Source organism: Falsiroseomonas oryziterrae (genome assembly GCF_021864505.1).
Lineage (GTDB): Bacteria > Pseudomonadota > Alphaproteobacteria > Acetobacterales > Acetobacteraceae > Falsiroseomonas > Falsiroseomonas oryziterrae.
Genome location: NZ_JAKJIB010000030.1, coordinates 1 through 22,084, shown reverse-complemented (window position 1 = coordinate 22,084; position 22,084 = coordinate 1). Strand labels below are relative to the sequence as shown.

Genomic DNA, 22,084 nt, shown 5'->3' with positions numbered 1-22,084 from the left:
GCCGATCCCCGCCGGCTGGGCGCTATCGCGCCTGCGCGCGGCGCTGCCCGAGGCGGCCGTTCTCGTCGAGGAGGCGCCGTCGCACCGACCCGCCATGCACGCGCATCTGCCGATGCGGCGCTGGGGCGGCTTCTTCACCATGGCGAGCGGCGGGCTCGGCTACGGGCTGCCGGCGGCCGTCGGCGTCGCGCTCGCGCGACGAGGCGAGCGCGTCGCCTGCCTGATCGGCGACGGGTCGTTTCTTTACTCGCCACAGGCCTTGTGGACGGCGGTGCAGCACCGGCTGCGGCTCGCCGTGATCGTGATCGAGAACGGTGGCTACGGCGCGCTGCGCTCCTTCAGCCGCGTGCTGCAGATCCGCGGCGCGCCGGGGATCGAGGTGCCGGGCGTGGACTATGTCGGCATGGCCGCCAGCATGGGTTGCCCGGGACGCCGCGTCACCGATCCGGCTGCGCTCGACGCCACCCTGGCCGAGGCGCTGTCCGCCGACGGCCCCTTCCTGGTGGAGATCGCGGTCGATCCCGCCATCCCGACCCTCTATGGCGGCCCGCCCGGGGAAGGCGCTTCGTGACCGCGGCAGGGCTGCCGTGGCCGGATCGGCGGGGTTAGCCTGCCGCGAAACGTCGCGGAGGGCCACGCATGGCACGGATCGGTTTCGTCGGGCTGGGCAACATGGGCGGGCCGATGGCGCGCAACCTCGCCAAGGCGGGGCATGCGGTCGCGGTCTTCGACATCGTGCCGGACCTCGTTGCGCGCTGTGTCGAAGTCGGCGCGACGGCGGCGGTCAGCGCGGCGGAGACGGCGCGCGGCGCCGAGGTGGTGATCACCATGCTGCCTGCCGGCCAGCATGTGCGCGACGCCTGGCTCGGCGCCGGCGGCATGGCAGGCGTCAGTGCCGAGACGGCGATCCTCGTGGACTGCTCCACCATCGACGTCGCGACGGCGCGCGAGGTGGCGGCCGGCTGCGGGCGGCCCTTCCTCGACGCGCCGGTCTCGGGCGGCGTGATGGGGGCGGAGAACGCGACGCTCACCTTCATGGTCGGCGGGCCCGACAGCGCCTTCCACTGCGTCGAAGGGATCCTGAAGCAGATGGGCCGCGCGGCGATCCATTGCGGCGAGGCCGGCGCGGGGCAGGCGGCGAAGGCCTGCAACAACATGGTGCTCGCCGCGACCATGGCGGCGACCTGCGAGGCCTTCGTCCTCGCCGAGAAGCTCGGCCTGTCGCACCAGGCGCTGTTCGAGGTGATGTCGAAGTCGTCCGGCCAGTCCTGGAGCCTGACCACCTATTGCCCGGTGCCGGGCCCGGTGCCGGGCAGCCCGGCGAACCGCGACTATGCGCCCGGCTTCGCGGCGAGCCTGATGCTCAAGGATCTCGGGCTCGCGGCGGAGGCGGCGGCGCAGACCGGCGCCGCGACGCCGATGGGCCGGCAGGCGCTCGATCTCTACCGGCGCTTCGTCGAGCAGGGCGGCGGCGGGACGGACTTCTCGGGACTCATCCGGATGCTGCGCGGAACCGGCTAGCGGCGCGTCGCGCGCGCGCATTACAAGTCGGCCACCCACCCGCGATGAGGCTCGCCATGCTCGACCGTCGTTCGCTGTTCCTTGCCGCCGGGGCCGCCGCCGCGGGCGCGGCGCTGCCGGGCGCCGCCGAGCCCGCCGCGCCAATGGCCGGCACGCGCAACCCGGGCTTCCACCGCACGATGGTCGGCGATGTCGAGGTCACCGTGCTGCTCGACGGCGCCATGGGCGGGGGCGGCGAGGCGGGCATCCCGCGCTTCCTGCCGGACAGCACGCCGGAGGAGCTGCGGATCCTGCGCGAGCGCGCCTGGTTCATGGACAACGGCTTGCACCAGCCGGTCGGCGCCTATGTGCTGAACACCGGGCGGCAGCTGGTGATGGTGGATTGCGGCGGGCATTCGAGCTTCATCCCGACCACGGGGCGGACGCTCGAGGCGCTCCGGGCCTCCGGCTACCGGCCGGAGCAGGTGGACGTGGTGCTGCTGACCCATATCCACCCCGAGCACGCGCTCGGCCTGAGCTACGACGGCACGACGCGGAACTTCCCGAATGCCGAGGTCGTGGTCAGCGACCTCGACCTCGCCTTCTGGACCGATCCCGCGCAGGAAAGCCGCGTGCCGCAGGGGCAGCGCTTCATCGAGGCCGGGCGGCGCGCCATCCGCCCCTATGACGGGCGCATCCGCACCTTCGGCATGCAGCGCGAGGTGGAGGTGCTGCCGGGCATCTTCAGCGTGCCCGCCCCCGGCCATACGCCGGGGCATGTGTCCTTCCGCTTCACCAGCCAGAACCAGACCATGCTGATCTGGGGCGACATCGCCCACCAGACCGTCATCCAGCTGGCCCGGCCGCGCTGGCGCGTCGGCGTGGACGTGGACCAGGCGATGGGCGTGGAGAGCCGGGTACGACACCTCGAGATGCTGGCCTCGGAGCGGATGCTGGTCGGCGGGGTGCATGTGCCCTGGCCGGGTTTCGGCCGGGTGATCCGGGACGGCGAGGGCTTCGCCTGGGTGCAGCGGCCGTTCCAGTTCGGGTGACGTGGCGGGAGGGGCTCGGCCGTCCCGGGCCGGCCCCTCGTTTCGGTCTGATCGGGTCGTGATCGTATCAATACTTACAACCTTTGAGGGATTCCATTAGTCTCCCCTCGCAACCTTCACGACCACGGAACGGCACGGTCACATGCATATCGGGCAACTCGTTGTCGCGCTGGGTCTGGCAAGCCGCGAGCATGTCGACGCGGCCTTGAACGAACAGCGCAAGACCGGCCAGCGGCTGCGTGATATTCTTGCAGGAATGCGCGGGGTTGAGCTCGAGGCGCTCGACCGCGTGCTGCGCACGCTGCCGGCGGCGCCGAAGACGCTCGAGGAGCTCAACATCAACCGCGGCATCGCGCGGGACATCTTCCTCAAGACGGCCAGCTTCCAGACGGTCTATAATACGGCGACCGTGGCGCAGGAATTGCGCATCTCCTCCCGTCTCGCCGCCAAGCTGATCGACGAGGCGCGGGCGGCGAAGCTGATCGAGTTCCGCCCAAGCCTGACGGGCGGCGAGCCGAACTTCGCGCTCAGCGCCGATGGTCGCGCCGCGGCCCAGGTTGCCTTCGACCAGTCAAGCTATGTCGGCCCGCTGCCGGTCTCCCTCGACGACTACGTCAGGCGCGTGAAGCTGCAATCGGTGCATGGCGAGCGAATCTCGCCGCAGGTCGTCGAGGAGGTCTTCGCCGATCTGCACCTCAGCCAGGAGCGGATCCGCGACATCGGCGCTGCGGCGAATTCCAGCAAGTCCGCGATGCTCTACGGCCCGCCCGGCAACGGCAAGACGTCGATGGCGGAGCGCATGGGGCGGCTGTTCCGCACCTTCGTCTTCATCCCGCATTGCTTCGAGGTCGCCGGCAACATCGTGCAGGTGTTCGACGGCTCGATCCACGAGCCCCTGGTGTCGGAGGAGGGCGAGCCGCGGGGCGCGGCCTCCGCCATCAACACCATCGTCGCGGAGGAATATGACCGGCGCTGGGTGCCCTGCCAGCGCCCCTTCGTGTTCACCGGCGGCGAGCTGACGCCGGAGATGCTCGAGCTGAACTTCAACCCGATCTCGAAGTACTACGAGGCGCCGTTGCAGGTGAAGGCGAACAACGGCGTCTTCCTGATCGACGATTTCGGCCGGCAGATCATCCCGCCGCGCGTCCTGCTGAACCGCTGGATCGTGCCGATGGACCGGCGCGTGGACTACCTGAAGCTGCACACCGGGCGGAGCTTCAGCCTGCCCTTCGATGCGCTGCTGCTGTTCTCCACGAATATCGGGCCGGACGAGCTGATGGACCCGACCTTCCTGCGGCGCATCTCGCACAAGATCTATGTTGGCGCGCCGACCGACGAGGAGTTCCGCGCCATCTTCCGCGACGTGCTGAAGCGGACGGCGCTCGGCCTCGATGAGCGCTGGGCGGACTACATCATCGCGCGCATCCGCGAGCATGGCGGGCAGCTTGCCGCGTTCCAGCCCTACTTCATCGCCGACCAGGTGCGCGACCTGCGTCGCTTCGTGGGCGGCGAGGTCGACGACCGCGTCGCGGTGGATTTCGGCCTGAAGAACCTGCTCGCCGACGCATCCACGACAGACTGATCACGCCGCGTAGATCATCTTCCGCGTCATCCCGCCGTCGGAGACGAACTCGGCGCCGGTGACGAAGCCGCTCTCCGGGCCGACCAGCCAGGCGACGAGGGCGGCGATGTCCTCAGGCCGGCCGACTCGGCCGGCGGGATGCTGCGCGTGGTCCTCCGGCCGCGGCGCGTCGCCCCTGGTGTGGATCCAGCCGGGGCTGACGCAGTTCACCCGCACCTCCGGCCCGAGGCTGACCGACAGCGCATGGGTCAGCGCGACGAGGCCGCCCTTCGACGCGCTGTAGCTTTCCGTATCGGCCTCCGACTGCCGTGCACGCGTCGAGGCGATGGTGACCACCGCGCCGCGCGCGGCGCGCAGCATCGCCTCGGCGGCGCGCACCAGCAGGAAGGTCGCGGTGAGGTTGGCGCCGATCACCCGGTTCCACTCCCCGAGCGTCAGGTCGCGGAGCGGCTTGCGGAGCATGAAGCCGGCATTCGAGACCAGCGCATCGAGACGACCCTCCTGCGCCGCGATGCCGGCGAGGAGCGCGTCGACCTGCGCCTCGTCCGCCACGTCGGCTGCGACATGTCGCGCCGCGAGGTCCGGCGGCGGCGCGGCCGGATCCGCGACCACGACGCGCCAGTCCTCGCGCGCCAGCCGTCGCGCCACGGCAAGCCCGATGCCCTTCGCGCCGCCGGTGACCAGGGCGACCTTCGCCTGCGCCATGCCGTCCTCCGTCACGTGCCGGGGCGAACGCCGGCCGCGTCCAGCAGATGCCACGCCGCCTCGGCGTCGGCGGCGAACTGCATCAGCCCGAGGTCCTCTTTGTCCACCATGTCGTGCTCGAGGAACGCGTCCCAGCGGATCAGGTCCCGCCAGTACGCCTCGTCCACCAGCACGATGGGCACGCGGCCCATGCGGTGCGCCTGGCGGAGCGTGAGGATCTCGAACAACTCGTCCAGCGTGCCGAAGCCGCCCGGGAAGACCACCAGCGCGCGGGCGCGCATCGCGAGGTGCAGCTTGCGGATCGCGAAGTAGTGGAACTGGAAGGTCAGCTCCGGCGTGGTGTAGGGGTTCGGCGCCTGCTCCCGCGGGAGGCGGATGTTGAAGCCGATGGAGGGCGCGCCGGCATCGTGCGCGCCGCGGCTCGCCGCCTCCATGATGCCGGGCCCGCCGCCGGTGGCGATCACGTTGTCGCGGATGCCGGACACCGGCAGCAGCGCGCCGCCCTGCTCCGAGGCGATGCGTCCGAAGCGGCGTGCCTGGTCGTACCAGGCGGCGTGGCGCGGCGGGCCGTGCTCGCGCACGCGGGAACTGCCGAAGACCACGACGGTGGAGCGCACGCCCCAGGCGCGGAGCGCCTCGTCCGCCTTGACGCATTCGATCTGGAGCCTGACGCCGCGCATGGCGGGGCTGAGCAGGAAGTCGCGGTCGAACAGCGCCAGGCGATAGCTGTGGCCCTGGCCGTTGCCCGTCGCGGGCCGATGCGGCGCGTTCGCCATCCTGGTCTCCTCCCTGCAGTCAAGCCTAGGATACGGCACACGATCCGGGGAGGGCGGCGATGGTGCGGCTGAAGGTCTGCGGCGCGGCACGCACCGTCACCGGTCTCTCGCTGCTGTTCGAGGCGCCGGGCGGCCGCGTCCTGGTGGATTGCGGCATGTTCCAGGGGCCGAAGACGCTGAAGGCGCTCAACTACGAGCCCTTCTCCTACGATCCGCGCGCGGTGGATTCGGTGCTGCTCACCCATGCGCATATCGATCATTCGGGCCTGCTGCCGAAGCTGGTGAAGGCCGGCTTCCGCGGCCGCATCCACGCGACCGAGGCGACGCGCGACCTGTGTTCCGTGATGCTGCCCGATGCCGGGCACATCCAGGAAAGCGAGGTCGAGCAGCTCAACCGCCGGAACCGCCGGCGCGGCGTGGACCCGGTGCGGCCGATCTACACCGCCGAGGATGCGGAGCGCGCGATGGTCGCCTTCCGTACCGTCGAGTACCGGCGCTGGATCGAGCCCATCCGCGGGCTGCGTGCGCGCTGGTGGAATGCCGGTCACATGCTGGGCTCCGCCTCGATCGAGCTGGAGTTCGACGCGCCGCGCATGCGCGTGCTGGTCTCGGGCGACATCGGCCCGGATCTCGGCCCGATCCAGCGCGACCCGGAAGGCCCGACGGAGGGCGCGGACCACATCATCGTCGAGAGCACCTATGGCGACGAGGACCGCCCGGCGATCGGCCCCGCGGAGCGGCGCGCGGCCATGGCGAAGCTCGTGCAGGCCGCGTCGCGCCAGAACGGCGCGCTGCTGATCCCGGTCTTCGCCGTCGAGCGCGCGCAGGAGGTGATGCTCGACCTCGTCACGCTGATGCGCGCGGGGCAGGCGCCGCGGGGCGACATCCACCTCGACAGCCCGTTGGCAACGCGGGCGACGCGGGTCTTCGAGAAGCACGCCGGCATGCTGGAGGATGGCGCGGCGATGCGCGCGGCACTGGCCGACCATCGCATCCACCACGTCGAGGATTGGGAGCAGAGCGCACAGCTGGCGCGGCAGGAGGGCTTCCGGATCATCCTGGCAGGCAGCGGCATGTGCGAGGCGGGGCGGATCCGCGCGCATCTCAAGGCGAAGCTCTGGGATGCCAGGACGATCGTCGCCCTGGTCGGGTTCCAGGCGCAGGGCACCTTGGGGCGGCTGCTGCAGGACGGCGCCGACCGCGTGCGCATCCAGGGTGAGCCGATCCGGGTCGGCGCGCGCATCGTGCGGATCGAGGGGTATTCGGGGCATGCGGATGGCCCGGAACTCGGCCGCTGGATCCAGGCGCGCGGCGCCGTCTCGGGTGGCGTCTTCCTGGTGCATGGCGAGGAGGAGGCGATCGAGGGCCTGGCGAAGCGCGTGGTCGGACGCGGCATCGCGCCCGAGGAGCGGGTGATCCGCCCGGTGCTCGACGAGGCATTCCGCCTCCTGCCGGGTGCGGTGGAGCGGGATCCGGCCGATGGTCACCGCAGGACGCGCCCTGAGGGGGTCGGCCGGCCGGACTGGCACAACGAGCGCGCCGCGCTCCTGCTCTCCATCGAGGAGGCGCTGGAGCAGGCCGGCGACGACCGGACGCGCGGCGCGCTGCTGGAGCGGCTCAGGCGCGCGCTGGACGCGCGTTGAGCGGGAGGCCAGATACGTCGCATGACCGAGAACCCGCTGCTCGAGACCTGGACCACGCCCTTCGGCGTGCCGCCCTTCGACCGCATCCGCGCCGGGCACTTCCCGCCGGCCTTCGACGCCGCGATGGCCGCGCACCGGGCGGACATCGCCGCCATCGCGGGCAACACGGCGCCGCCCGATTTCGCGAACACGGTGGAGGCGCTGGAGCGCGCCGGGCAGCTGCTGATCCGCGTCGCCGGCACTTTCTTCAACCTGGTCGCGAGCACCGCCACCGACGAGCTGCAGGCGGTGGAGCGCGAGATCGCGCCGAAGCTCGCGCGGCACCGCATGGAGATGGCGCTCGATCCGGCGATCTTCGCGCGCGTCGCCGATCTGCATGCGCGGCGCCACGCGCTCGGCCTCGCGCCCGACCAGATGCGGCTACTGGAACGGCTTTACATGGGGCTGGTGCGCGCCGGCGCGGCGCTCGACGAGTCGTCCCGTACGCGGCTCACCGAGATCTCCACACGCCTCGCGACGCTGCACACCGCCTTCGGCCAGAACGTGCTGGCCGACGAGAACGAGTGGCAGATGGTGCTGGCGGAGGCCGACCTCGACGGGCTGCCCGACTTCGCGCGCGCCGCGGCGCGGCAGGCGGCGGAGGAGCGCGGCGTGGAGGGTTACGTCGTCACCCTCTCGCGCTCCTCGATCGAGCCCTTCCTCACCTTCTCGTCCCGGCGCGACCTGCGGGAGAAGGCCTGGCGCGCCTGGGTGGCGCGCGGCGCGCTGCACCCCGCGCGCGACAATGCCGCGCTGATCCGCGAGATCCTGGCGCTGCGGGCGGAGCGCGCGCGGCTGCTCGGGCACGCCGACCATGCCGAATACCGCCTCGCGGACACGATGGCGAAGCACCCCGACGCCGCGGAACGCCTGCTGCGCGCGGCCTGGGAGCCGGCGAAGCGCCGGGCGGAGGCGGAGCGGGTGGAGCTGGAGGTGCTGGCCCGCGCCGGAGGCCAGAACGAGCCCGTCGAGGCCTGGGACTGGCGCTACTGGGCGGAGCGCGCCCGCAAGGCGAAGCATGATTTCGACGGCGCGGCGTTGAAGCCCTATCTCGAGCTGGAGGCGATGCTGCGCGCCGTCTTCGACACGGCGCGGCGGCTGTTCGGCGTGAGCTTCGAGGAGCGCCGCGACATCCCGGTCTATCACCCGGATGTCCGCGCCTTCGAGGCGAAGGACGCGGATGGCGCGCATCGCGGCGTCTTCCTGCTCGACAACTACGCCCGCGCCGGGAAGCGATCGGGGGCGTGGATGTCGAGCTTCCGGGTCGCTGATTCGCTCGACGGGCGCGTCTCGCCGATCATCGTCAACAACAACAACCTCGCGCGCGCGACGCCGACGCTGCTGTCCTTCGACGAGGCGCGAACGCTCTTCCATGAGTTCGGCCACGCGCTGCATGGGCTGCTCAGCACGGCGCGCTACCCGTCGCAGTCCGGCACCGCGGTGCTCGGCGACTTCGTCGAGTTCCCCTCCCAGGTGATGGAGCATTGGCTGAGCGTGCCGGAGACGCTGCGCGCCCATGCCCGGCACCACGAGACCGGTGAGGCGCTGCCGGAGGCGATGCTGGAGCGGCTGCTGGCGGCGCGCAACGAGGGCCAGGGCTTCGCGACGGTGGAGTACGTCTCCTCCGCGCTGATCGACCTCGCGCTGCATCGGCACCCGGCGCCGGAAACGCTGGAGCTGGATGCGTTCGAGGCGGCGTTCCTGACGGAGATCGGCATGCCGGCGGCGATCGGGCTGCGGCACCGCCCGATCCATTTCGGCCATCTGTTTTCCGGCGGCGGCTATGCGGCCGGCTACTACTTCTACATGTGGGCGGAGGTGCTGGACGCCGACGGCTTCGCCGCCTTCGAGGAGGTGGGCGATCCGTTCGACGCGGCGCTCGCGACGCGGCTGAAGGCGATCTACGAGGCCGGCGACACGCGGGATCCGATGGAATTGTACGTGGCGTTCCGCGGACGGGAACCGCGGGTGGAGGCGCTGCTGAAGAAGCGCGGACTGGTGGAGGCCTGACGGCGGCTACACCCCTCTTCGGCCCGTTTTGGTCAGGGGATGCAACCTTTCGGACCAATTTCGGATGACATTTGCTCGTAATGCGCGCAACGCTCCGCGCCGGCTGAAGGGAGCGGGGCAAGATGTCTCAGACGGTTCAGGCTGCCGGAACGGGGGTGGCGGCTGTCATCAGCGGCAATGTTCCGCTACCCGGCGCCGTGACGGGGCGCCGCATCGTGCGGCTCGACCTCGGGCTTGCGACCACGGCCTTCACGACCCTTGCGCGTAGCGCGGGCCAACCCTGGGGAGCCGATGTCGGCGTCTCCTCGGAGCGCGGCCGTCTCACCATCGACAATGAGCGGCTGTCCGCCATGGTCGCCGCGGCCACCCCGGCCTCGGCGTCGCTGAGCAAGGCGAAGTTCGCATCCGCCGCCGCACTCGGCGTGTCGGCCCGGGTGCGCCCGCAGATCGCGGCGACGGCGGGATCGGCGGTGGCGCCGAACGTCGCGGCGGCGAGCATGGCCGGCGCCGTCGCCGACCAGATCCGCGCGACCGGCCTGCTGCAGGTCATGCGGCGCAACTGGGCCGGGTTGGACGTCGCGGTCCCGATCGATCCGGCCGAGGCGTCGCGGCCGGAGCTGATGATCATCGAGGTGTTCGGCGTCTCCTCCTTCATGGGCAACTACGGCGTCGGGCGCACCGTGCGCACCTTCACCCTGCTGCCGGGCGAAGAGACGAAGATCAGCCTGAAGACCTGGCGCAGCAGCGAGACGACGGTGAAGGAAGCGTCGTCCATCGTGGACAGCCAGACCGAGAGCGCGAGCGAGCGCTTCGGCGAGAAGGTGCAGGACGAGACGAGCACCAAGTCCACGCAGAGCAAGAAGGAGCATTGGTACGTCGAGGCAGAAGCGAGCGCGAGCTGGGGTTTCGGCAGCGCCAGCGTGAAGGGCGGCGGCGGCGGCGAGTACCAGTCTGGCCGCGAGGAGTTCGCCAAGCGCGCCAGCGAGGCGACAAGCGAGCATGCACGGGAGGCGAGCTCGAAGCGCGATACCTCCGTCACGTCCTCCTCCGAGCAGTCCGTGAAGACCGGCGAGGAGAGCCTGACGGAGCGCGTGATCCGCAACGTCAACATGCGGCGGACGCTGAACTTCGTCTTCCGCGAGCTGAACCAGGAATACCGGACCTACCTGCACCTGAAGGATATCCGGATCGCATTCACCAACGGACGGCAGGGCAGCTACGACGAGGCGCCGCTCTCTGGTCTTCGCCAGTTTCTCGACAAGTACGTTGCGCCCGCGCAGGTGGAGGCGACGGCGCGGGCGATCCTGCGCGTCGTCGCCACAGTCTTCGACGATCAGGACAACCCGGTGCGGACGATCGAGCGCGTGACGATGACGCCGGACGGCACCGGCTGGACCAAGGCCGCCGCCGCCCCGGTGAGCGGGAACTTCCCCGTGCCGCCGAGCGACGGATCCTGGTTCTACCGCTTCCGCCGTGGGCCGCTCGAGCAGAACGGGGCGATGCACCCGGTGGCCGGCGTCGTGATGAAGGCGAGCACCATCGTGATGCGCACCGACAGCGTCGTCATCGAGGCGCTGCTCGGCCAGTCCGACGCGCTGGACGCCTATGCCATGGTTGCGCAGGAAGCGGCCTCGAAGGCGAAGGTGCTGGCGAACGACCGCGAGGCGCTCGGGCAGAAGATCCTGGCCGACATCACCGACCCCGAGAAGCGCGCGGCCGCCTTCGCCGCGATGTTCAACGCCCCCGCAAAGCCCTGAGGCCGCGTCGTGTCAGGGCAGGCGAGCGGCGCACCGGCGGACGCCGTCACCGACGACGTCTCGGTGACGGGCGAGGTGGATGCGGCGGTGCTCGACGGTGCCTACGCCGGCGTGACGGGCGCGCCGCTGCAGGCCAAGCCCGCGAAGGCGACGCCGAAGGGCGACCTGGTGGTGATCGCCGTGCACGACCGTCCCTCGGGCTCGACCATGGCGGGCGAGATGAAGCTGATCGCGGACGGCGCCTGGTCGCCTGCGACCGAGGATTTCCTCGTCGTCGCCGGCACCGGGCCGCGCGGCAGCAAGTCGGTGCCCTCCTGCACGAATGTCGGCGGCTTCCTCGGCGCCATTCAGGCGGAGCCGGAAGGGTCTCTTTCGCGCGTGGTGATCGTGTCGCACTCCACCAGCGGGCTGCTCGGATTCGGCGGCAGCATCGATGCCGCGGGCAGTGTCTCGATCACCGGTTCGGGCGGTTATGCCAGCCCGCTCGACGGCGGCGTGGACCTGAACGCGGTGAACGGGCTGAAGGACAACGCCGCCTCGCTGGTCGAGGACGTCCGCAAGCGCTGGGCGGAGGGAGGCGGGGAGATCCTGTTCTTCAGCTGCGGCACCGGCGCAGGCGTGAACCTCGCTCTCATGCAGGAACTCGCGAAACTCCTCGGCGCCAAGGCGCGCGGCTTCTCGCAACCCATCGGGTACTGCGTCCAGCACGACGGGAAGCAGGTCACGGCGCGGGGCCGGACGACGCTGACCTTTAAGGCACCCGGGCAGCCGGACTGCGCGACGGCGCAGCTCGGCTACCGGCATCTCAAGCCGGACAGGCCCTGACCGTCGCTAAAGCGCCGCCCATCCGCCGTCGACGGGGAGGTCCACGCCGGTGAGCTGGCGGGATACGTCGGAGGCCATGAAGAGGCACGCATTCGCGACATCGGTGTCGGTGGTCACGCGGCCGAGCGCATAGTCGGCGGCGTGGCGGCGCGCGGCCTCTTCCTCGGTGATCCCGAGCCGCTGTGCCATCTCGCGGCAGACCTTCTCGCGGAAGCGCGGGCCGTCCACCATGCCGGGGGCGACGTTGTTGACGTTGATGTTGTGCGGGCCGAGTTCCAGCGCGAAGGACTTGGTGATGCCGCGCAGGCCCCACTTGCTCGCGCTGTAGGCGAGGCGCCCGGCGCGGCCGCGCATGCCGAAGGTGCCGCCGACATTCACGATCTTGCCCCAGCGCTGCGCGACCATCAGGGGGGCGAAGGCGCGGATCGTGTTGAAGCAGCCGCGCATGTTGAGCTCGACGATCTCGTCGTACTCCGCCTGCGTGGTCTGCAGCCCCGTCTTGCCGATCGGGCCGGAGCCGCCGGCGACATTGACCAGGATGTCCACCGTGCCGAAGCGCGCCTTCGCGGCTTCCGCGGCAGCGAAGCAGGCCGCATCGGACGTGATGTCGGTGCCGACCACGAGCACCTCGGTGACCTTGGCGACCTCCTCCGCGACCGGCGCGATCGCGGCGGTGTCGCGCCCGATCAGGACAAGCCGGCAGCCCTCGGCCGCGAAGGCGCGGGTGATGGCGGCGCCCATGCCCTTGGCGGGGCCGGTGATGGCGGCCACGCGGCCGCGGAGCATGAGGTCCATGGATCTGGGTCCCGGTCTGAAGCGCTTCGCTTCGCGCGACCCGTGCCGCGAGGCAATAGGGTCAGCCTGCTTCGCGATGCCCGACGACGAGGGCCATGAGCATCCCGGCGCCCGCGCCCCAGAGAATCCAGGCTGCCGCGGGCGCAAGGCCCGGCGTGACGCCGCCGTAGAGCCGGGGCGCCCCGGTGATGGCGATGCCGGCGCACGGGGGGGCGCCATCGTCGCGAGCGAGATGGCCGCGAAGGGCTTGGTGGCCGGGAGACCGGCGAGCCGCCGCGTCACGATCACCGCGGCCCAGAGCCCCGGAAGGGATGCCAGGAAGAGGAGGAGGCTGCCCCACCCGCCGATCCATTCCGCTGGCGGTGCGAAGCGGCAGAAAAAGGACGGCGAGGAACCAGAACAGCAGGCCCAGGGCCGCGCAGGTCACGGCCGCCGCCGGACCAGACCCGCGAAACGACTCGCCACGCCGGCCGGCACGTTGGAGGAGCCCTATCGCGCCATCGCGGCGCAGATCGCGGAGGGCTTCACCGGCTGGGCGATGACGCGCCTCGATGTGGGGAGGGCGGCGACCGACTTGCGGAGGCCGCGCTGCTAAGCGCGACGGTGGATGGGCTGGCCCTGTTCGCTGCGGTCGGCCAGGGCGGGGCGGCGGACCGGGCCGCGACGGCGCTGCTGCGCGGCGCGGCGCCGGCCGGCGTCAGTCCTTCCGGGCGGCGATCAGGAACTCCCGGTTTCCCTCGGGGCCGAGGATCGGGCTCGGCTCGATCCCGATGACCTTCCAGCCGGGCAGGCTGGACCACCAGGCGCGGATCTCATGGCACACCCGCGCATGGACGCCGGCGTCGCGCACCACGCCGCCCTTGGCGACAGCGGGGCCGACCTCGAATTGCGGCTTGATGAGCGCCACCGCCCAGGCGCCGGGGGCGGCGAAGGACAGCGGCTGCGGCAGGATCGTGCGCAGGCCGATGAAGCTCGCGTCGCAGACCACGGCGCCGACCGGCTCCGGCACCTGCGCGGGTTCCAGGTAGCGGGCGTTCACGCGTTCCAGCACCACGACGCGCGGGTCGTTGCGCAGCTTCCAGGCAAGCTGCCCGTGCCCGACATCCACCGCATAGACCTTGCCCGCGCCGTGCTGCAGCAGCACGTCGGTGAAGCCGCCCGTGGAGGCGCCGATGTCGAGCGCGACGCGGTCCTTTGCCGACAGCCCGAAATGCGCCAGCGCGTGTGCCAGCTTCACGCCGCCACGGCTGACCCAGGGATGGTCCTGGCCGCGCACCTCCAGCGGCTGGTCGGGCTTCACGATGTCGCCCGCCTTGGCGACGCGCTGCTCCCCCGAATAGACGACGCCGGCGAGGATCAGCGCCTGGGCCCGCGTGCGGGATTCGGCGAGGCCGCGATCCACCAGTGCGACGTCCGCGCGCTGCTTGCTGGCGGTCACATCAACTCCTGCAGGCGATCCGCAAATCGAAAGCGCAGGTGGCGTCCCTCCACGCGCACGCCCTCCACGGCGAAGACGGCGATGTAGCTCTTGCGGCGGAAGCTGGGCGGCGTGTGCTCGGTCGCCTCCGCAAGCACCTCGTCATCGGTCAGGATCACGCGCCGCTCGCGGTCGATGGCGGCGATGAACTCATCCCAGATGGGATCGCCGGGAACGGCGAAGGGATCGTCGTAGTCCATGCCCTTGCGCCAATGGCGATGCACGCAGGGCAGCGCGGTGCCGTCCGGCAGCGTCGCGAACCAACTGCCGCGGCTGCCCTTCGCCTCGACCCTGCTCATGGCAGCCTCATGCCGCGAAGCGCGTCAGCGCCGCGCGGTCCACGCGGATGCCGAGGCCGGGCCCGTCCGGCACGCGCACGCGGCCGGCCTTCGCCTCGATCGGCACCTCGAGCAGCGAATCGCGCACCGGATGCGGGGAGCGGTCGAGTTCCAGCAGCGGCGGACGCGGGAACAGACCGGGCGGGTTGTCGGGCAGCACCGCCAGCAGGTGCAGCGAGGCGGCGAGCGTCACGCCCGTGCCCCACACATGCGGGTTCACGCGCATCCCGAAGGCGCTCGCCATGTCCGCGATCTTCTTCAGCTCCGAGATGCCGCCGCAGGCTGCGACGTCGGGCTGCAGGATGTCCACCGAGCGGCGCGCGATCATCTCGGCGAAGCCCCAGCGCGCGAAGACCGCCTCGCCTCCCGCGACGGGGATCGGCTGGCGCGCCTTCACCTCGAGATAGCCGGCGATGTCCTCGGGCGGCACCGGTTCCTCGAACCAGCCGATGTCGAGATCGGCCACGGCGCGCCCATAGGCGATCGCGGCCGGCGCGTCATAGGCATGGTTGCAGTCCACCAGCAGGCCGCAGTCCGGCCCGATGGCGGCGCGGAAGGCCTTCGTGAGCGCGATATCCTCCTGCAGACCCCAGCCGGTCTTGAGCTTGAGGATGCGGAAGCCCTCGGCGCGGCGCTGCGCGGCCTCCTCGGTCAGATAGGCAAGATGGTCGTCGCGATCCCGCCGGTAGAAGCCAGTCGCGTAGGCCTCGACCTCCATTCGCAGCGGGCCGCCGAGCAGGCGGTGCACCGGCAGGCCGAGCGCGTGGCCGGCGATGTCCCACAGCGCGATGTCGATGGCGCTGATCGCTTCCACCACCAGGCCGCGCTGGCCGTGGTCGCGGAGCCGGTTGTAGAGCGCCTGCCAGATCGCCTCGCGCGCCATCGCGTCCTGGCCGATGACGAGCGGCGCGAGCCAGGCGACGACAGGCGCTGTAAGCTCCGGCGGGCCGAAGGCCTCGCCCCAGCCGGTGATGCCGTCCTCGGTCGTGACTTCCACCAGCATGGCGCCGCGCCGGCGGTACCAGGCCTGCGAATAGGCGAAAGGCTCCGCCAGATCGGCCATCAGCACATGCGGCGTGACGGAGCGGATGTTGGTGTTCGGCATGCGGCGACCTCCCGCGAGGCCACGTTGTCCCGCCCCGGCGTCTTCTCCCGCGACCGCGAGAGGACCCCGAGGGCGGAAGGGGTCAGGCGCGTGCCGGCTGCGCGACAGGTGCGCCGAGTGCGGTCAGCGCGGTCGCCACGATGTGCCGCGCGTTCAGCCCGGCCCAGTCGTACTGCACCTTCGGCGCGGCGTGATCGAGGAACCGGTCGGGCAGGCACATCGGGCGGAACTTCAGCCCGCCATCCAGCAGGCCCTGCCAGGCCAGGTGCTGCGCGACCAGGCTGCCGAAGCCACCGACCGAGCCTTCCTCGATGGTGATCAGCACCTCGTGCTCGCGCGCCAGGCGCTCCACCAGCGTCGTGTCGAGCGGCTTGGCGAAGCGGGCGTCGGCGACGGTGGTGGACAGCCCCTGCGCGGCGAGCTCGTCGGCCGCCTTCATCGCCTCCGCGAGCCGCGTGCCGTAGGAGAGGATGGCGATGGAGGTGCCCTCGCGCAGCACACGGCCGCGGCCGATCTCGAGCGGTGTGCCGCGTGCCGGCACGGCGATGCCGGTGCCCTCGCCGCGCGGATAGCGGAAGGCGCAGGGCGCGTCGTCGAGCGCCGCGGCGGTCGCGACGATGTGGGCGAGTTCCGCCTCGTCCGCCGCGGCCATCAGCACGATGCCGGGCAGGCAGCCGAGATAGGCGATGTCGAAGCTGCCGGCATGGGTGGCGCCGTCGGCGCCGACCAGGCCCGCACGGTCCATCGCGAAGCGCACCGGCAGGCCCTGCAGCACCACGTCGTGCACCACCTGGTCGTAGGCGCGCTGGAGGAAGGTGGAGTAGATCGCGCAGAAGGGCTTGAGGCCTTCCGTCGCCATGCCGGCCGCGAAAGTCACCGCATGCTGCTCGGCGATGCCGACGTCGAAGCAGCGATCCGGGAACTTCTTCGCGAACATGTCGAGGCTGGTGCCCGACGGCATGGCGGCATTGACCGCCACGATGCGCTCGTCGGCCTCGGCCTCCGCGATCAGCGACTGCGCAAAGACCTTCTGGTAGGCGGGCGGGCCGGGCGGGGCCTTCTGCTGCTCGCCGGTGATCACGTTGAACTTCTGGACGCCGTGATATTTGTCGGCAGACGCTTCCGCAGGCGCGTAGCCCTTGCCCTTCTGTGTCACGACATGCAGCAGGATCGGGCCGCTGTCCTCGGCGTCGCGCAGGTTGCGCAGGATCGGCAGCAGGTGATCGAGGTCGTGCCCGTCGATCGGGCCGACATAATAGAAGCCCAGCTCCTCGAAGAGGGTGCCGCCGGTCAGCACGGTGCGGGCGAATTCCTCCGCCCGCTTCGCGGTGCGCTCGATCGGGCGCGGGAAGCGCTTGGCGAGGCGGACCATCATCTCGCGCACCGACAGGAACGGGCGCGAGGAGACGACCTTGGACAGATAGGCACTCATCGCGCCGACGGGCGGCGCGATGGACATGTCGTTGTCGTTGAGGATGACGATGAGGCGCGATTTCAGCGCGCCGGCATTGTTCATCGCCTCATAGGCCATGCCCGCGCTCATGGACCCATCGCCAATGATCGCGATGACGTTGCGCGTGTCGCCCTTCAGGTCGCGCGCCACGGCCATGCCGAGGCCGGCGGAGATGGAGGTCGAGGAATGCGCCGCGCCGAAGGGGTCGTATTCGGATTCCGAGCGCCGCGTGAAGCCCGACAGCCCGCCTTCCTGACGCAGCGTGCGGATGCGGTCGCGCCGGCCGGTGAGGATCTTGTGCGGATAGGCCTGGTGGCCGACATCCCAGATCAGCCGGTCGCGCGGCGTCTCGAACACCGCATGCACGGCGACCGTCAGCTCGACGACGCCGAGCGAGGCGCCGAGATGCCCGCCGGTGACGGACACGGCGTCGATCGTCTCCGCCCGCAGCTCCTCGGCGAGCTGCTTCAGCTGGTCGGCCGAGTAGTTCCGCAGGTCGGCGGGAACGTTCACGCGGTCGAGCAGCGGCGTCGAGGGACGTGCCATGGATCAGCTCTTCCTTTGCACCGTGTAGAGGGCGAGCTCGCGGAGCAGGTCCGCACGCTCGCCGAAGGGGTCGAGATGGTCGCGCGCCTGCTGCGCCAGGCGGTCGGCCTGGATCCGCGCACGCTCGAGGCCGAGCAGGCCGACCAGCGTCGCCTTGCCCGCGCCGGCATCCTTGCCGGTCTGCTTGCCGGCTTCTTCCGGCGTCGCGGTGGCGTCGAGCAGGTCGTCGGCGATCTGGAAGGCGGCGCCGATGTCTCGGCCATAGGCCGCCAGCGCGTGGCGCAGCGCGTGCGGCGCCTTGCCAAGGATGGCGCCCGCCTCGGCCGAGAACTCGATCAGACGACCGGTCTTGAGCAGCTGGAGGCGGCCGATCGCCGGCTCGTCCAGCGGCCGGTCGGCGACCTCCGCCAGCATGTCGAGCATCTGGCCGCCGCACATCCCCCGCGCGCCGGCCGCACGCGCGAGGCAGCGCACGAGCTCGGCGCGCACGGCGGGGTCGGAATGCGTGTCCTCCTCGGCCAGCACCTCGAAGGCGCGGGCCTGGAGCGCATCGCCGGCCAGGATCGCCGTCGCCTCGTCGAAGGCGATGTGCGCGGTCGGCTTGCCGCGGCGAAGGTCGTCGTCGTCCATCGCCGGCAGGTCGTCATGCACCAGGGAATAGGCGTGCAGCATCTCGATCGCGGCGGCGACGCGCAGCGCCGAGGCGCGCGCGACGCCGAACTGGCGCGCGCCTTCCAGCACCAGGAAGCCGCGCATCCGCTTGCCGCCGCCCATGGCGGCATAGCGCATCGCCTCGAACAGCCGCGCCTCCGGCCCTTCGGCCTTCGGCAGGAGCATGTCCAGCGCGTCCTCGATCTCGGCGGCGGCGGCAGGCAGCGCGGCCTCCAGCCCGGCGGGCACGACCGACATCTCAGCCGGCATCGCGCAGCGTCGGACCGTTGGGCGTCTCGACGATCGCCTGCACCTTCTGCTCGGCCTCGGCGAGCAGGCGCTCGCAGTGGCGGCGGAGCGCCGCGCCCCGCTCGTACTGCGCCACCGCCTGCTCGAGCCTGCCTTGGCCACCTTCCAGGTCCCGCACGATCGCTTCCAGTTCCGCCAGCGCGTCCTCGAACGAGAGAGTGTCAACTGGACGAGACGCTGGCGTGTCAACCATTCTTGACATCATGCACCATTCGAGGCTCGGAGGCCAACACCAAAGAGTGAGCCTCAGATGGGGAGGATCGGCGGAAAAGGCAGGCCGGGCAGCCGCAGGTCACTCCGGCTCGATGCCGGCCGCGCGGATGGCGTTGGTCCACTTCACCGTCTCGGCCGCCATGAAGCGGCCGGCTTCCTCCGGGGTGGAGGGGCGGACCGCCATGCCGAGCGTCGAGCCGAGCCTCTCCCGCAGCGCCTGGCTGCCCATCGCGGCGCGCACCGCCTCGTTCAGCCGGGTGACGGCGGGAGCCGGGGTGCCGGCGGGGGCGACCAGGACGAACCAGGCGAAGAGCTCGTAGTCCGGCAGGTTGCCGGCCTCCGCCACGGTCGGGATGTCGGGCAGCTGGGCCGAGCGCTCCCGGGTCGTCACGGCCAGCGCGCGCAGGCCCTGGCCGACCTGCGGGAGGATGACGGCCTGGTCGGCGACGAAGACGTCCACGCGGCCGGCGATCAGGTCCTGCACCGCGAGCGGCGAGGACCGGTAGGGGACCATCAGCAGCTTCACCCCGGCCATGGAGGCCAGCATCTCCGCCGCGACCCGCTGCGAGGCCGAGGCCTGGGCGTAGGTGATCTGCTCCGGCCGCGCGCGCGCGGCGGCGATGAGGTCGTTCAGCGTGCGGTAGGGGCTGTCGGCCCGCACCGCCACGACCAGCGGCACCGAGGCGAGGGTGGAGATCGGCGCGAAGGCGCGCTCCATGTCGAAGGGGACGCGGCGGAAGAGCGCATTGGCCGCGGCATTCGTCGAGTTCGTGCCGAACAGGACGGTCATGCCGTCCGGCGCGGCGCGGGCGACGGCCTCGGCGCCGATCAGGCCGTTCGCGCCGGCGCGATTCTCGACGACCACGGGGTGGCCGAGCGTCTCGCGCATCGCCTCGGCGAAGAGGCGGGCGACGGTGTCGGTGGCGGAGCCGGGCGCGAAGGGCACGATGCCGCGCACCGGCCCGGGCGGCCAGGTCTGCGCGAGGGCTGGTGCGGCGGCGAGCAGCGCCGGTGCGGCGAGCAGGGTGCGACGGCGGATCATGGGTTTGTCCCTCCCGGAAAATGCCGCACCGGGATAGGGCGCGGGGAGGGGGCGGGCAAGCGGTGGGGCTGGCGCGCGGCGGTGTCGTGCGCGCTCGTCCTCCAACCCCCACCCTGACCAGCCGACGTAAGCGGCGGCAAGCCGCCGCAACTCTGGCGTCCAACGCCTTCGGCGTCGGACCCCGCGCAAGCGGGGGAGGGAAGTTGGCCGGCGCCCGAGGCTAGCTGCGCATCAGCGCCCGCACATGGGCGGCAGCGGAGCTCGCCAGCGCATCCAGGTCGTAGCCGCCTTCCAGCAGGCTCACGACCTTCCCGCCGCAATGCCGCTCGGCCAGCCGGCAGATCTCCTCCGTGAGCCAGGCGAAATCCGCCTCCCGCACGCGAAGCTGCGCCAGCGGGTCGCGCGCATGGGCGTCGAAGCCGGCGGAGATCACGACGAGTTCGGGCGCGAAGGCGTCGAGCGCCGGCAGCAGTTGGTCCGCCCAGGCGGCGCGGAAGGCGGCGCCATCGGCGCCGGGCGGCAGGGTCGCGTTGAAGACGTTGCCCGCGCCACGCTCCTCCGGCGCGCCGGTGCCGGGATAGCAGGGCGACTGGTGGGAGCTGGCGAAGAAGATCGTCGGATCCTCCTCGACGCAGGCCTGCGTGCCGTTGCCATGGTGGACGTCGAAATCCACCACCGCGACGCGGGTCAGGCCATGCGCGGCCTGGGCGTGGCGCGCGGCGACGGCGGCGTTGGCGAAGAAGCAGAAGCCCATCGGGCGCGCGGGCTCGGCATGGTGGCCGGGCGGGCGGACGGCGCAGAAGACGCGCCGCACCTCGCCGCGGCAGACCGCGTCCACCCCGGCGACCGCCGCGCCGGCGGAACGCAGCGCGGCCTCGGCGCTGCCCCAGTTCATCGAGGTGTCGGCGTCGAGCGCGACCATGTCGTCCGGTTCGGGGCGGATCGCCAGGATCGCCTCGACATAGCGCTGCGGATGGACGCGGCTGAGCTGTTCCACCGTCGCGACCGGCGCCTCGTCGCGGATCAGGTCGGAGAACTCCTCGCGGTCCAGCGCGCGCAGCACGGCGCGGAGCCGGTCGGGGCATTCCGGATGGTGCGGCCCCATGTCGTGGTGCAGGCAGGCACGGTGGGAGAAGAGCAGGACGCTCATGCGTGTGCACTCAAGCGCGTCGTGCCAAAGGCACGCCTGCGGCGTGACGCGCCGGCTCCGCCGGCTTGGCTTGCGCGCGACGCGCTGGTCCGCCTGGCCGCACGGTGGGTTTGCGCGCGGGCCGCATTCGCGGCCTCGGCCCGCTGCGCGGGCCGAATGGGGCGAGGCCGTTGCTCGCTCACGCCGGCTCGTCCCGCTTCTTCAGCGTGAAGCGGTAGACGCCCTTCTCCTCGCTGAAGGCGACCAGCGCATGGCCGGTCTCCTGCACGTACGCGCGGAAATCCTTCACGCTGGCGGGATCGGTGGCGAGCACGGTGAGCTTCGCCCCCGGCGGCAGCGAGCGCAGCGCCTTGTTGGCCTTCAGCACCGGCAGCGGGCAGGTGAGGCCCTGGACGTCGAGCAGCGTCTCTCCCATCGGCCGAATCCAGCACCGGGCGCGGCCCGCGTCCAGCATGCTTGCGACGACACCGGGGGCGTGGCCAGTTTCCGGCCATGGCATGGCGCATCGGCGTGGACCTGGGCGGGACGAAGATCGAGGTGGCGGCGCTCGACCCCGCCGGCACGGTCCGGCTGCGCCGCCGCATCCCCACCCCCGGCACCTATGCCGGCACCGTCGCCGCGATCGGCGCGTTGGTCGAGGGGGCGGAGGCCGAGCTCGGCGGCCGAGCCTCGGTCGGCATCGGCATCCCGGGCAGCGAGAACCCGGCGACGCGGCTGATCCGCGGCGCGAATTCCACCTATCTCAACGGGCGGCCCCTTGGCGCCGATCTCGAGACGCGGCTCGGTCGCCCGGTGCGCCTCTCGAACGATGCGAACTGCCTGGGCGTGAGCGAGGCGGCGGACGGGGCAGGGGCGGGCTTCGGCACGGTCTTCGCGGCGATCCTCGGCACCGGCGTCGGCGGCGGGGTTGTCGTACACGGCCGCCTGCTGGGAGGCCGCAACCGCGTTGCCGGCGAATGGGGGCATTCGCCGCTGCCCTGGATGGGCGTGGCGGAACATCCGGGCCCGGCCTGCTGGTGCGGCCAGCGCGGCTGCATCGAGACCTTCCTGTGCGGCCCGGCGCTGGCCGCCGATTGCGACGGGCCTGGGGCACGGGACGCCAGCGCGCTGCCGGCG

General features: G+C 71.6%; 21 protein-coding genes. 9 read left to right on the top strand and 12 right to left on the bottom strand.

The window, feature by feature from the left end; translation table 11 throughout:
- The 4 genes from L2I40_RS04830 to L2I40_RS04815 all read left to right on the top strand — a co-directional run.
- Nucleotides 1-571: thiamine pyrophosphate-dependent enzyme (locus tag L2I40_RS04830; protein WP_237213739.1), on the top strand; the 571-nt coding region annotated here is incomplete at its 5' end.
- A gap of 68 nt (nucleotides 572-639) precedes the next feature.
- On the top strand, nucleotides 640-1,521 hold the full coding sequence (mmsB, locus tag L2I40_RS04825; RefSeq protein ID WP_237213738.1) for a 3-hydroxyisobutyrate dehydrogenase: 882 nt from the start codon (nucleotides 640-642) through the stop codon (nucleotides 1,519-1,521).
- A gap of 56 nt (nucleotides 1,522-1,577) precedes the next feature.
- Nucleotides 1,578-2,552, top strand: a complete 975-nt coding sequence (locus L2I40_RS04820; protein ID WP_237213737.1) for an MBL fold metallo-hydrolase — start codon at nucleotides 1,578-1,580, stop codon at nucleotides 2,550-2,552.
- Nucleotides 2,553-2,808: 256 nt separating this feature from the next.
- On the top strand, nucleotides 2,809-4,134 hold the full coding sequence (locus L2I40_RS04815; RefSeq protein WP_237213736.1) for a hypothetical protein: 1,326 nt from the start codon (nucleotides 2,809-2,811) through the stop codon (nucleotides 4,132-4,134).
- Here the strand turns inward: L2I40_RS04815 and L2I40_RS04810 are convergent, their stop codons facing one another.
- Together L2I40_RS04810 and L2I40_RS04805 are read right to left on the bottom strand one after the other, a co-directional pair.
- Nucleotides 4,135-4,839, bottom strand: a complete 705-nt coding sequence (locus tag L2I40_RS04810) for an SDR family oxidoreductase (RefSeq protein ID WP_237213735.1) — start codon at nucleotides 4,837-4,839, stop codon at nucleotides 4,135-4,137.
- An 11-nt stretch (nucleotides 4,840-4,850) separates the two neighbouring features.
- Complete coding sequence (locus L2I40_RS04805; RefSeq protein ID WP_237213734.1) at nucleotides 4,851-5,615, bottom strand: LOG family protein; 765 nt, start codon at nucleotides 5,613-5,615, stop codon at nucleotides 4,851-4,853.
- Between the two features lie 59 nt (nucleotides 5,616-5,674).
- On the opposite strand from L2I40_RS04805, the gene L2I40_RS04800 reads away from it, so the two are divergent.
- From L2I40_RS04800 to L2I40_RS04785, 4 genes are all read left to right on the top strand, one after another.
- Complete coding sequence (locus tag L2I40_RS04800; protein ID WP_237213733.1) at nucleotides 5,675-7,258, top strand: MBL fold metallo-hydrolase; 1,584 nt, start codon at nucleotides 5,675-5,677, stop codon at nucleotides 7,256-7,258.
- 21 nt (nucleotides 7,259-7,279) lie between these two features.
- Nucleotides 7,280-9,307 (top strand): M3 family metallopeptidase, encoded by a 2,028-nt coding sequence (locus L2I40_RS04795; RefSeq protein ID WP_237213732.1) that lies wholly within the window; start codon nucleotides 7,280-7,282, stop codon nucleotides 9,305-9,307.
- Between the two features lie 122 nt (nucleotides 9,308-9,429).
- Nucleotides 9,430-11,064, top strand: a complete 1,635-nt coding sequence (locus L2I40_RS04790) for a hypothetical protein (protein WP_237213731.1) — start codon at nucleotides 9,430-9,432, stop codon at nucleotides 11,062-11,064.
- A gap of 9 nt (nucleotides 11,065-11,073) precedes the next feature.
- The gene (locus L2I40_RS04785; protein ID WP_237213730.1) at nucleotides 11,074-11,889 is read left to right on the top strand and encodes a hypothetical protein; all 816 of its coding nucleotides are present in this window, start codon (nucleotides 11,074-11,076) and stop codon (nucleotides 11,887-11,889) included.
- Between the two features lie 6 nt (nucleotides 11,890-11,895).
- Here the strand turns inward: L2I40_RS04785 and L2I40_RS04780 are convergent, their stop codons facing one another.
- From L2I40_RS04780 to L2I40_RS04735, 10 genes are all read right to left on the bottom strand, one after another.
- Nucleotides 11,896-12,684, bottom strand: a complete 789-nt coding sequence (locus tag L2I40_RS04780; RefSeq protein ID WP_237213729.1) for an SDR family NAD(P)-dependent oxidoreductase — start codon at nucleotides 12,682-12,684, stop codon at nucleotides 11,896-11,898.
- Between the two features lie 697 nt (nucleotides 12,685-13,381).
- Nucleotides 13,382-14,122 (bottom strand): TlyA family RNA methyltransferase, encoded by a 741-nt coding sequence (locus tag L2I40_RS04775; RefSeq protein WP_237213728.1) that lies wholly within the window; start codon nucleotides 14,120-14,122, stop codon nucleotides 13,382-13,384.
- The gene (locus L2I40_RS04770) at nucleotides 14,119-14,460 is read right to left on the bottom strand and encodes a hypothetical protein (protein WP_237213727.1); all 342 of its coding nucleotides are present in this window, start codon (nucleotides 14,458-14,460) and stop codon (nucleotides 14,119-14,121) included. The genes L2I40_RS04775 and L2I40_RS04770 overlap by 4 nt, the downstream gene beginning before the upstream one ends.
- 7 nt (nucleotides 14,461-14,467) lie before the next feature.
- Nucleotides 14,468-15,604, bottom strand: coding sequence for a mandelate racemase/muconate lactonizing enzyme family protein (locus L2I40_RS04765; protein WP_237213726.1), 1,137 nt, complete (start codon nucleotides 15,602-15,604; stop codon nucleotides 14,468-14,470).
- A gap of 82 nt (nucleotides 15,605-15,686) precedes the next feature.
- A complete protein-coding gene (dxs, locus tag L2I40_RS04760; protein ID WP_237213725.1) occupies nucleotides 15,687-17,603 on the bottom strand; it encodes a 1-deoxy-D-xylulose-5-phosphate synthase in 1,917 nt (638 codons plus the stop codon).
- A 3-nt stretch (nucleotides 17,604-17,606) separates the two neighbouring features.
- Complete coding sequence (locus tag L2I40_RS04755; RefSeq protein ID WP_237213724.1) at nucleotides 17,607-18,512, bottom strand: polyprenyl synthetase family protein; 906 nt, start codon at nucleotides 18,510-18,512, stop codon at nucleotides 17,607-17,609.
- Between the two features lies 1 nt (nucleotide 18,513).
- Nucleotides 18,514-18,756, bottom strand: a complete 243-nt coding sequence (locus tag L2I40_RS04750) for an exodeoxyribonuclease VII small subunit (RefSeq protein ID WP_237213723.1) — start codon at nucleotides 18,754-18,756, stop codon at nucleotides 18,514-18,516.
- A gap of 99 nt (nucleotides 18,757-18,855) precedes the next feature.
- Nucleotides 18,856-19,818: a Bug family tripartite tricarboxylate transporter substrate binding protein gene (locus tag L2I40_RS04745; protein ID WP_237213722.1), complete on the bottom strand. Its 963-nt coding sequence runs from the start codon at nucleotides 19,816-19,818 to the stop codon at nucleotides 18,856-18,858.
- A gap of 220 nt (nucleotides 19,819-20,038) precedes the next feature.
- Nucleotides 20,039-20,968 (bottom strand): histone deacetylase family protein, encoded by a 930-nt coding sequence (locus L2I40_RS04740; RefSeq protein WP_237213721.1) that lies wholly within the window; start codon nucleotides 20,966-20,968, stop codon nucleotides 20,039-20,041.
- 178 nt (nucleotides 20,969-21,146) lie between these two features.
- Nucleotides 21,147-21,383, bottom strand: a complete 237-nt coding sequence (locus tag L2I40_RS04735; RefSeq protein WP_237213720.1) for a sulfurtransferase TusA family protein — start codon at nucleotides 21,381-21,383, stop codon at nucleotides 21,147-21,149.
- Nucleotides 21,384-21,460: 77 nt separating this feature from the next.
- On the opposite strand from L2I40_RS04735, the gene L2I40_RS04730 reads away from it, so the two are divergent.
- Nucleotides 21,461-22,084 (top strand): ROK family protein (locus L2I40_RS04730; RefSeq protein WP_237213719.1); only part of this gene is annotated, 624 nt, incomplete at its 3' end.

Coding starts and splice junctions, on each gene's coding strand:
- mmsB (WP_237213738.1), top strand. CDS start 640: ATGGCACGGATCGGTTTCGTCGGGCTGGGCAACATGGGCGGGCCGATG.
- L2I40_RS04820 (WP_237213737.1), top strand. CDS start 1,578: ATGCTCGACCGTCGTTCGCTGTTCCTTGCCGCCGGGGCCGCCGCCGCG.
- L2I40_RS04815 (WP_237213736.1), top strand. CDS start 2,809: ATGCGCGGGGTTGAGCTCGAGGCGCTCGACCGCGTGCTGCGCACGCTG.
- L2I40_RS04810 (WP_237213735.1), bottom strand. CDS start 4,839: ATGGCGCAGGCGAAGGTCGCCCTGGTCACCGGCGGCGCGAAGGGCATC.
- L2I40_RS04805 (WP_237213734.1), bottom strand. CDS start 5,615: ATGGCGAACGCGCCGCATCGGCCCGCGACGGGCAACGGCCAGGGCCAC.
- L2I40_RS04800 (WP_237213733.1), top strand. CDS start 5,675: ATGGTGCGGCTGAAGGTCTGCGGCGCGGCACGCACCGTCACCGGTCTC.
- L2I40_RS04795 (WP_237213732.1), top strand. CDS start 7,280: ATGACCGAGAACCCGCTGCTCGAGACCTGGACCACGCCCTTCGGCGTG.
- L2I40_RS04790 (WP_237213731.1), top strand. CDS start 9,430: ATGTCTCAGACGGTTCAGGCTGCCGGAACGGGGGTGGCGGCTGTCATC.
- L2I40_RS04780 (WP_237213729.1), bottom strand. CDS start 12,684: ATGGACCTCATGCTCCGCGGCCGCGTGGCCGCCATCACCGGCCCCGCC.
- L2I40_RS04770 (WP_237213727.1), bottom strand. CDS start 14,460: ATGAGCAGGGTCGAGGCGAAGGGCAGCCGCGGCAGTTGGTTCGCGACG.
- L2I40_RS04765 (WP_237213726.1), bottom strand. CDS start 15,604: ATGCCGAACACCAACATCCGCTCCGTCACGCCGCATGTGCTGATGGCC.
- dxs (WP_237213725.1), bottom strand. CDS start 17,603: ATGGCACGTCCCTCGACGCCGCTGCTCGACCGCGTGAACGTTCCCGCC.
- L2I40_RS04755 (WP_237213724.1), bottom strand. CDS start 18,512: ATGTCGGTCGTGCCCGCCGGGCTGGAGGCCGCGCTGCCTGCCGCCGCC.
- L2I40_RS04750 (WP_237213723.1), bottom strand. CDS start 18,756: ATGGTTGACACGCCAGCGTCTCGTCCAGTTGACACTCTCTCGTTCGAG.
- L2I40_RS04745 (WP_237213722.1), bottom strand. CDS start 19,818: ATGATCCGCCGTCGCACCCTGCTCGCCGCACCGGCGCTGCTCGCCGCC.
- L2I40_RS04740 (WP_237213721.1), bottom strand. CDS start 20,968: ATGAGCGTCCTGCTCTTCTCCCACCGTGCCTGCCTGCACCACGACATG.
- L2I40_RS04735 (WP_237213720.1), bottom strand. CDS start 21,383: ATGGGAGAGACGCTGCTCGACGTCCAGGGCCTCACCTGCCCGCTGCCG.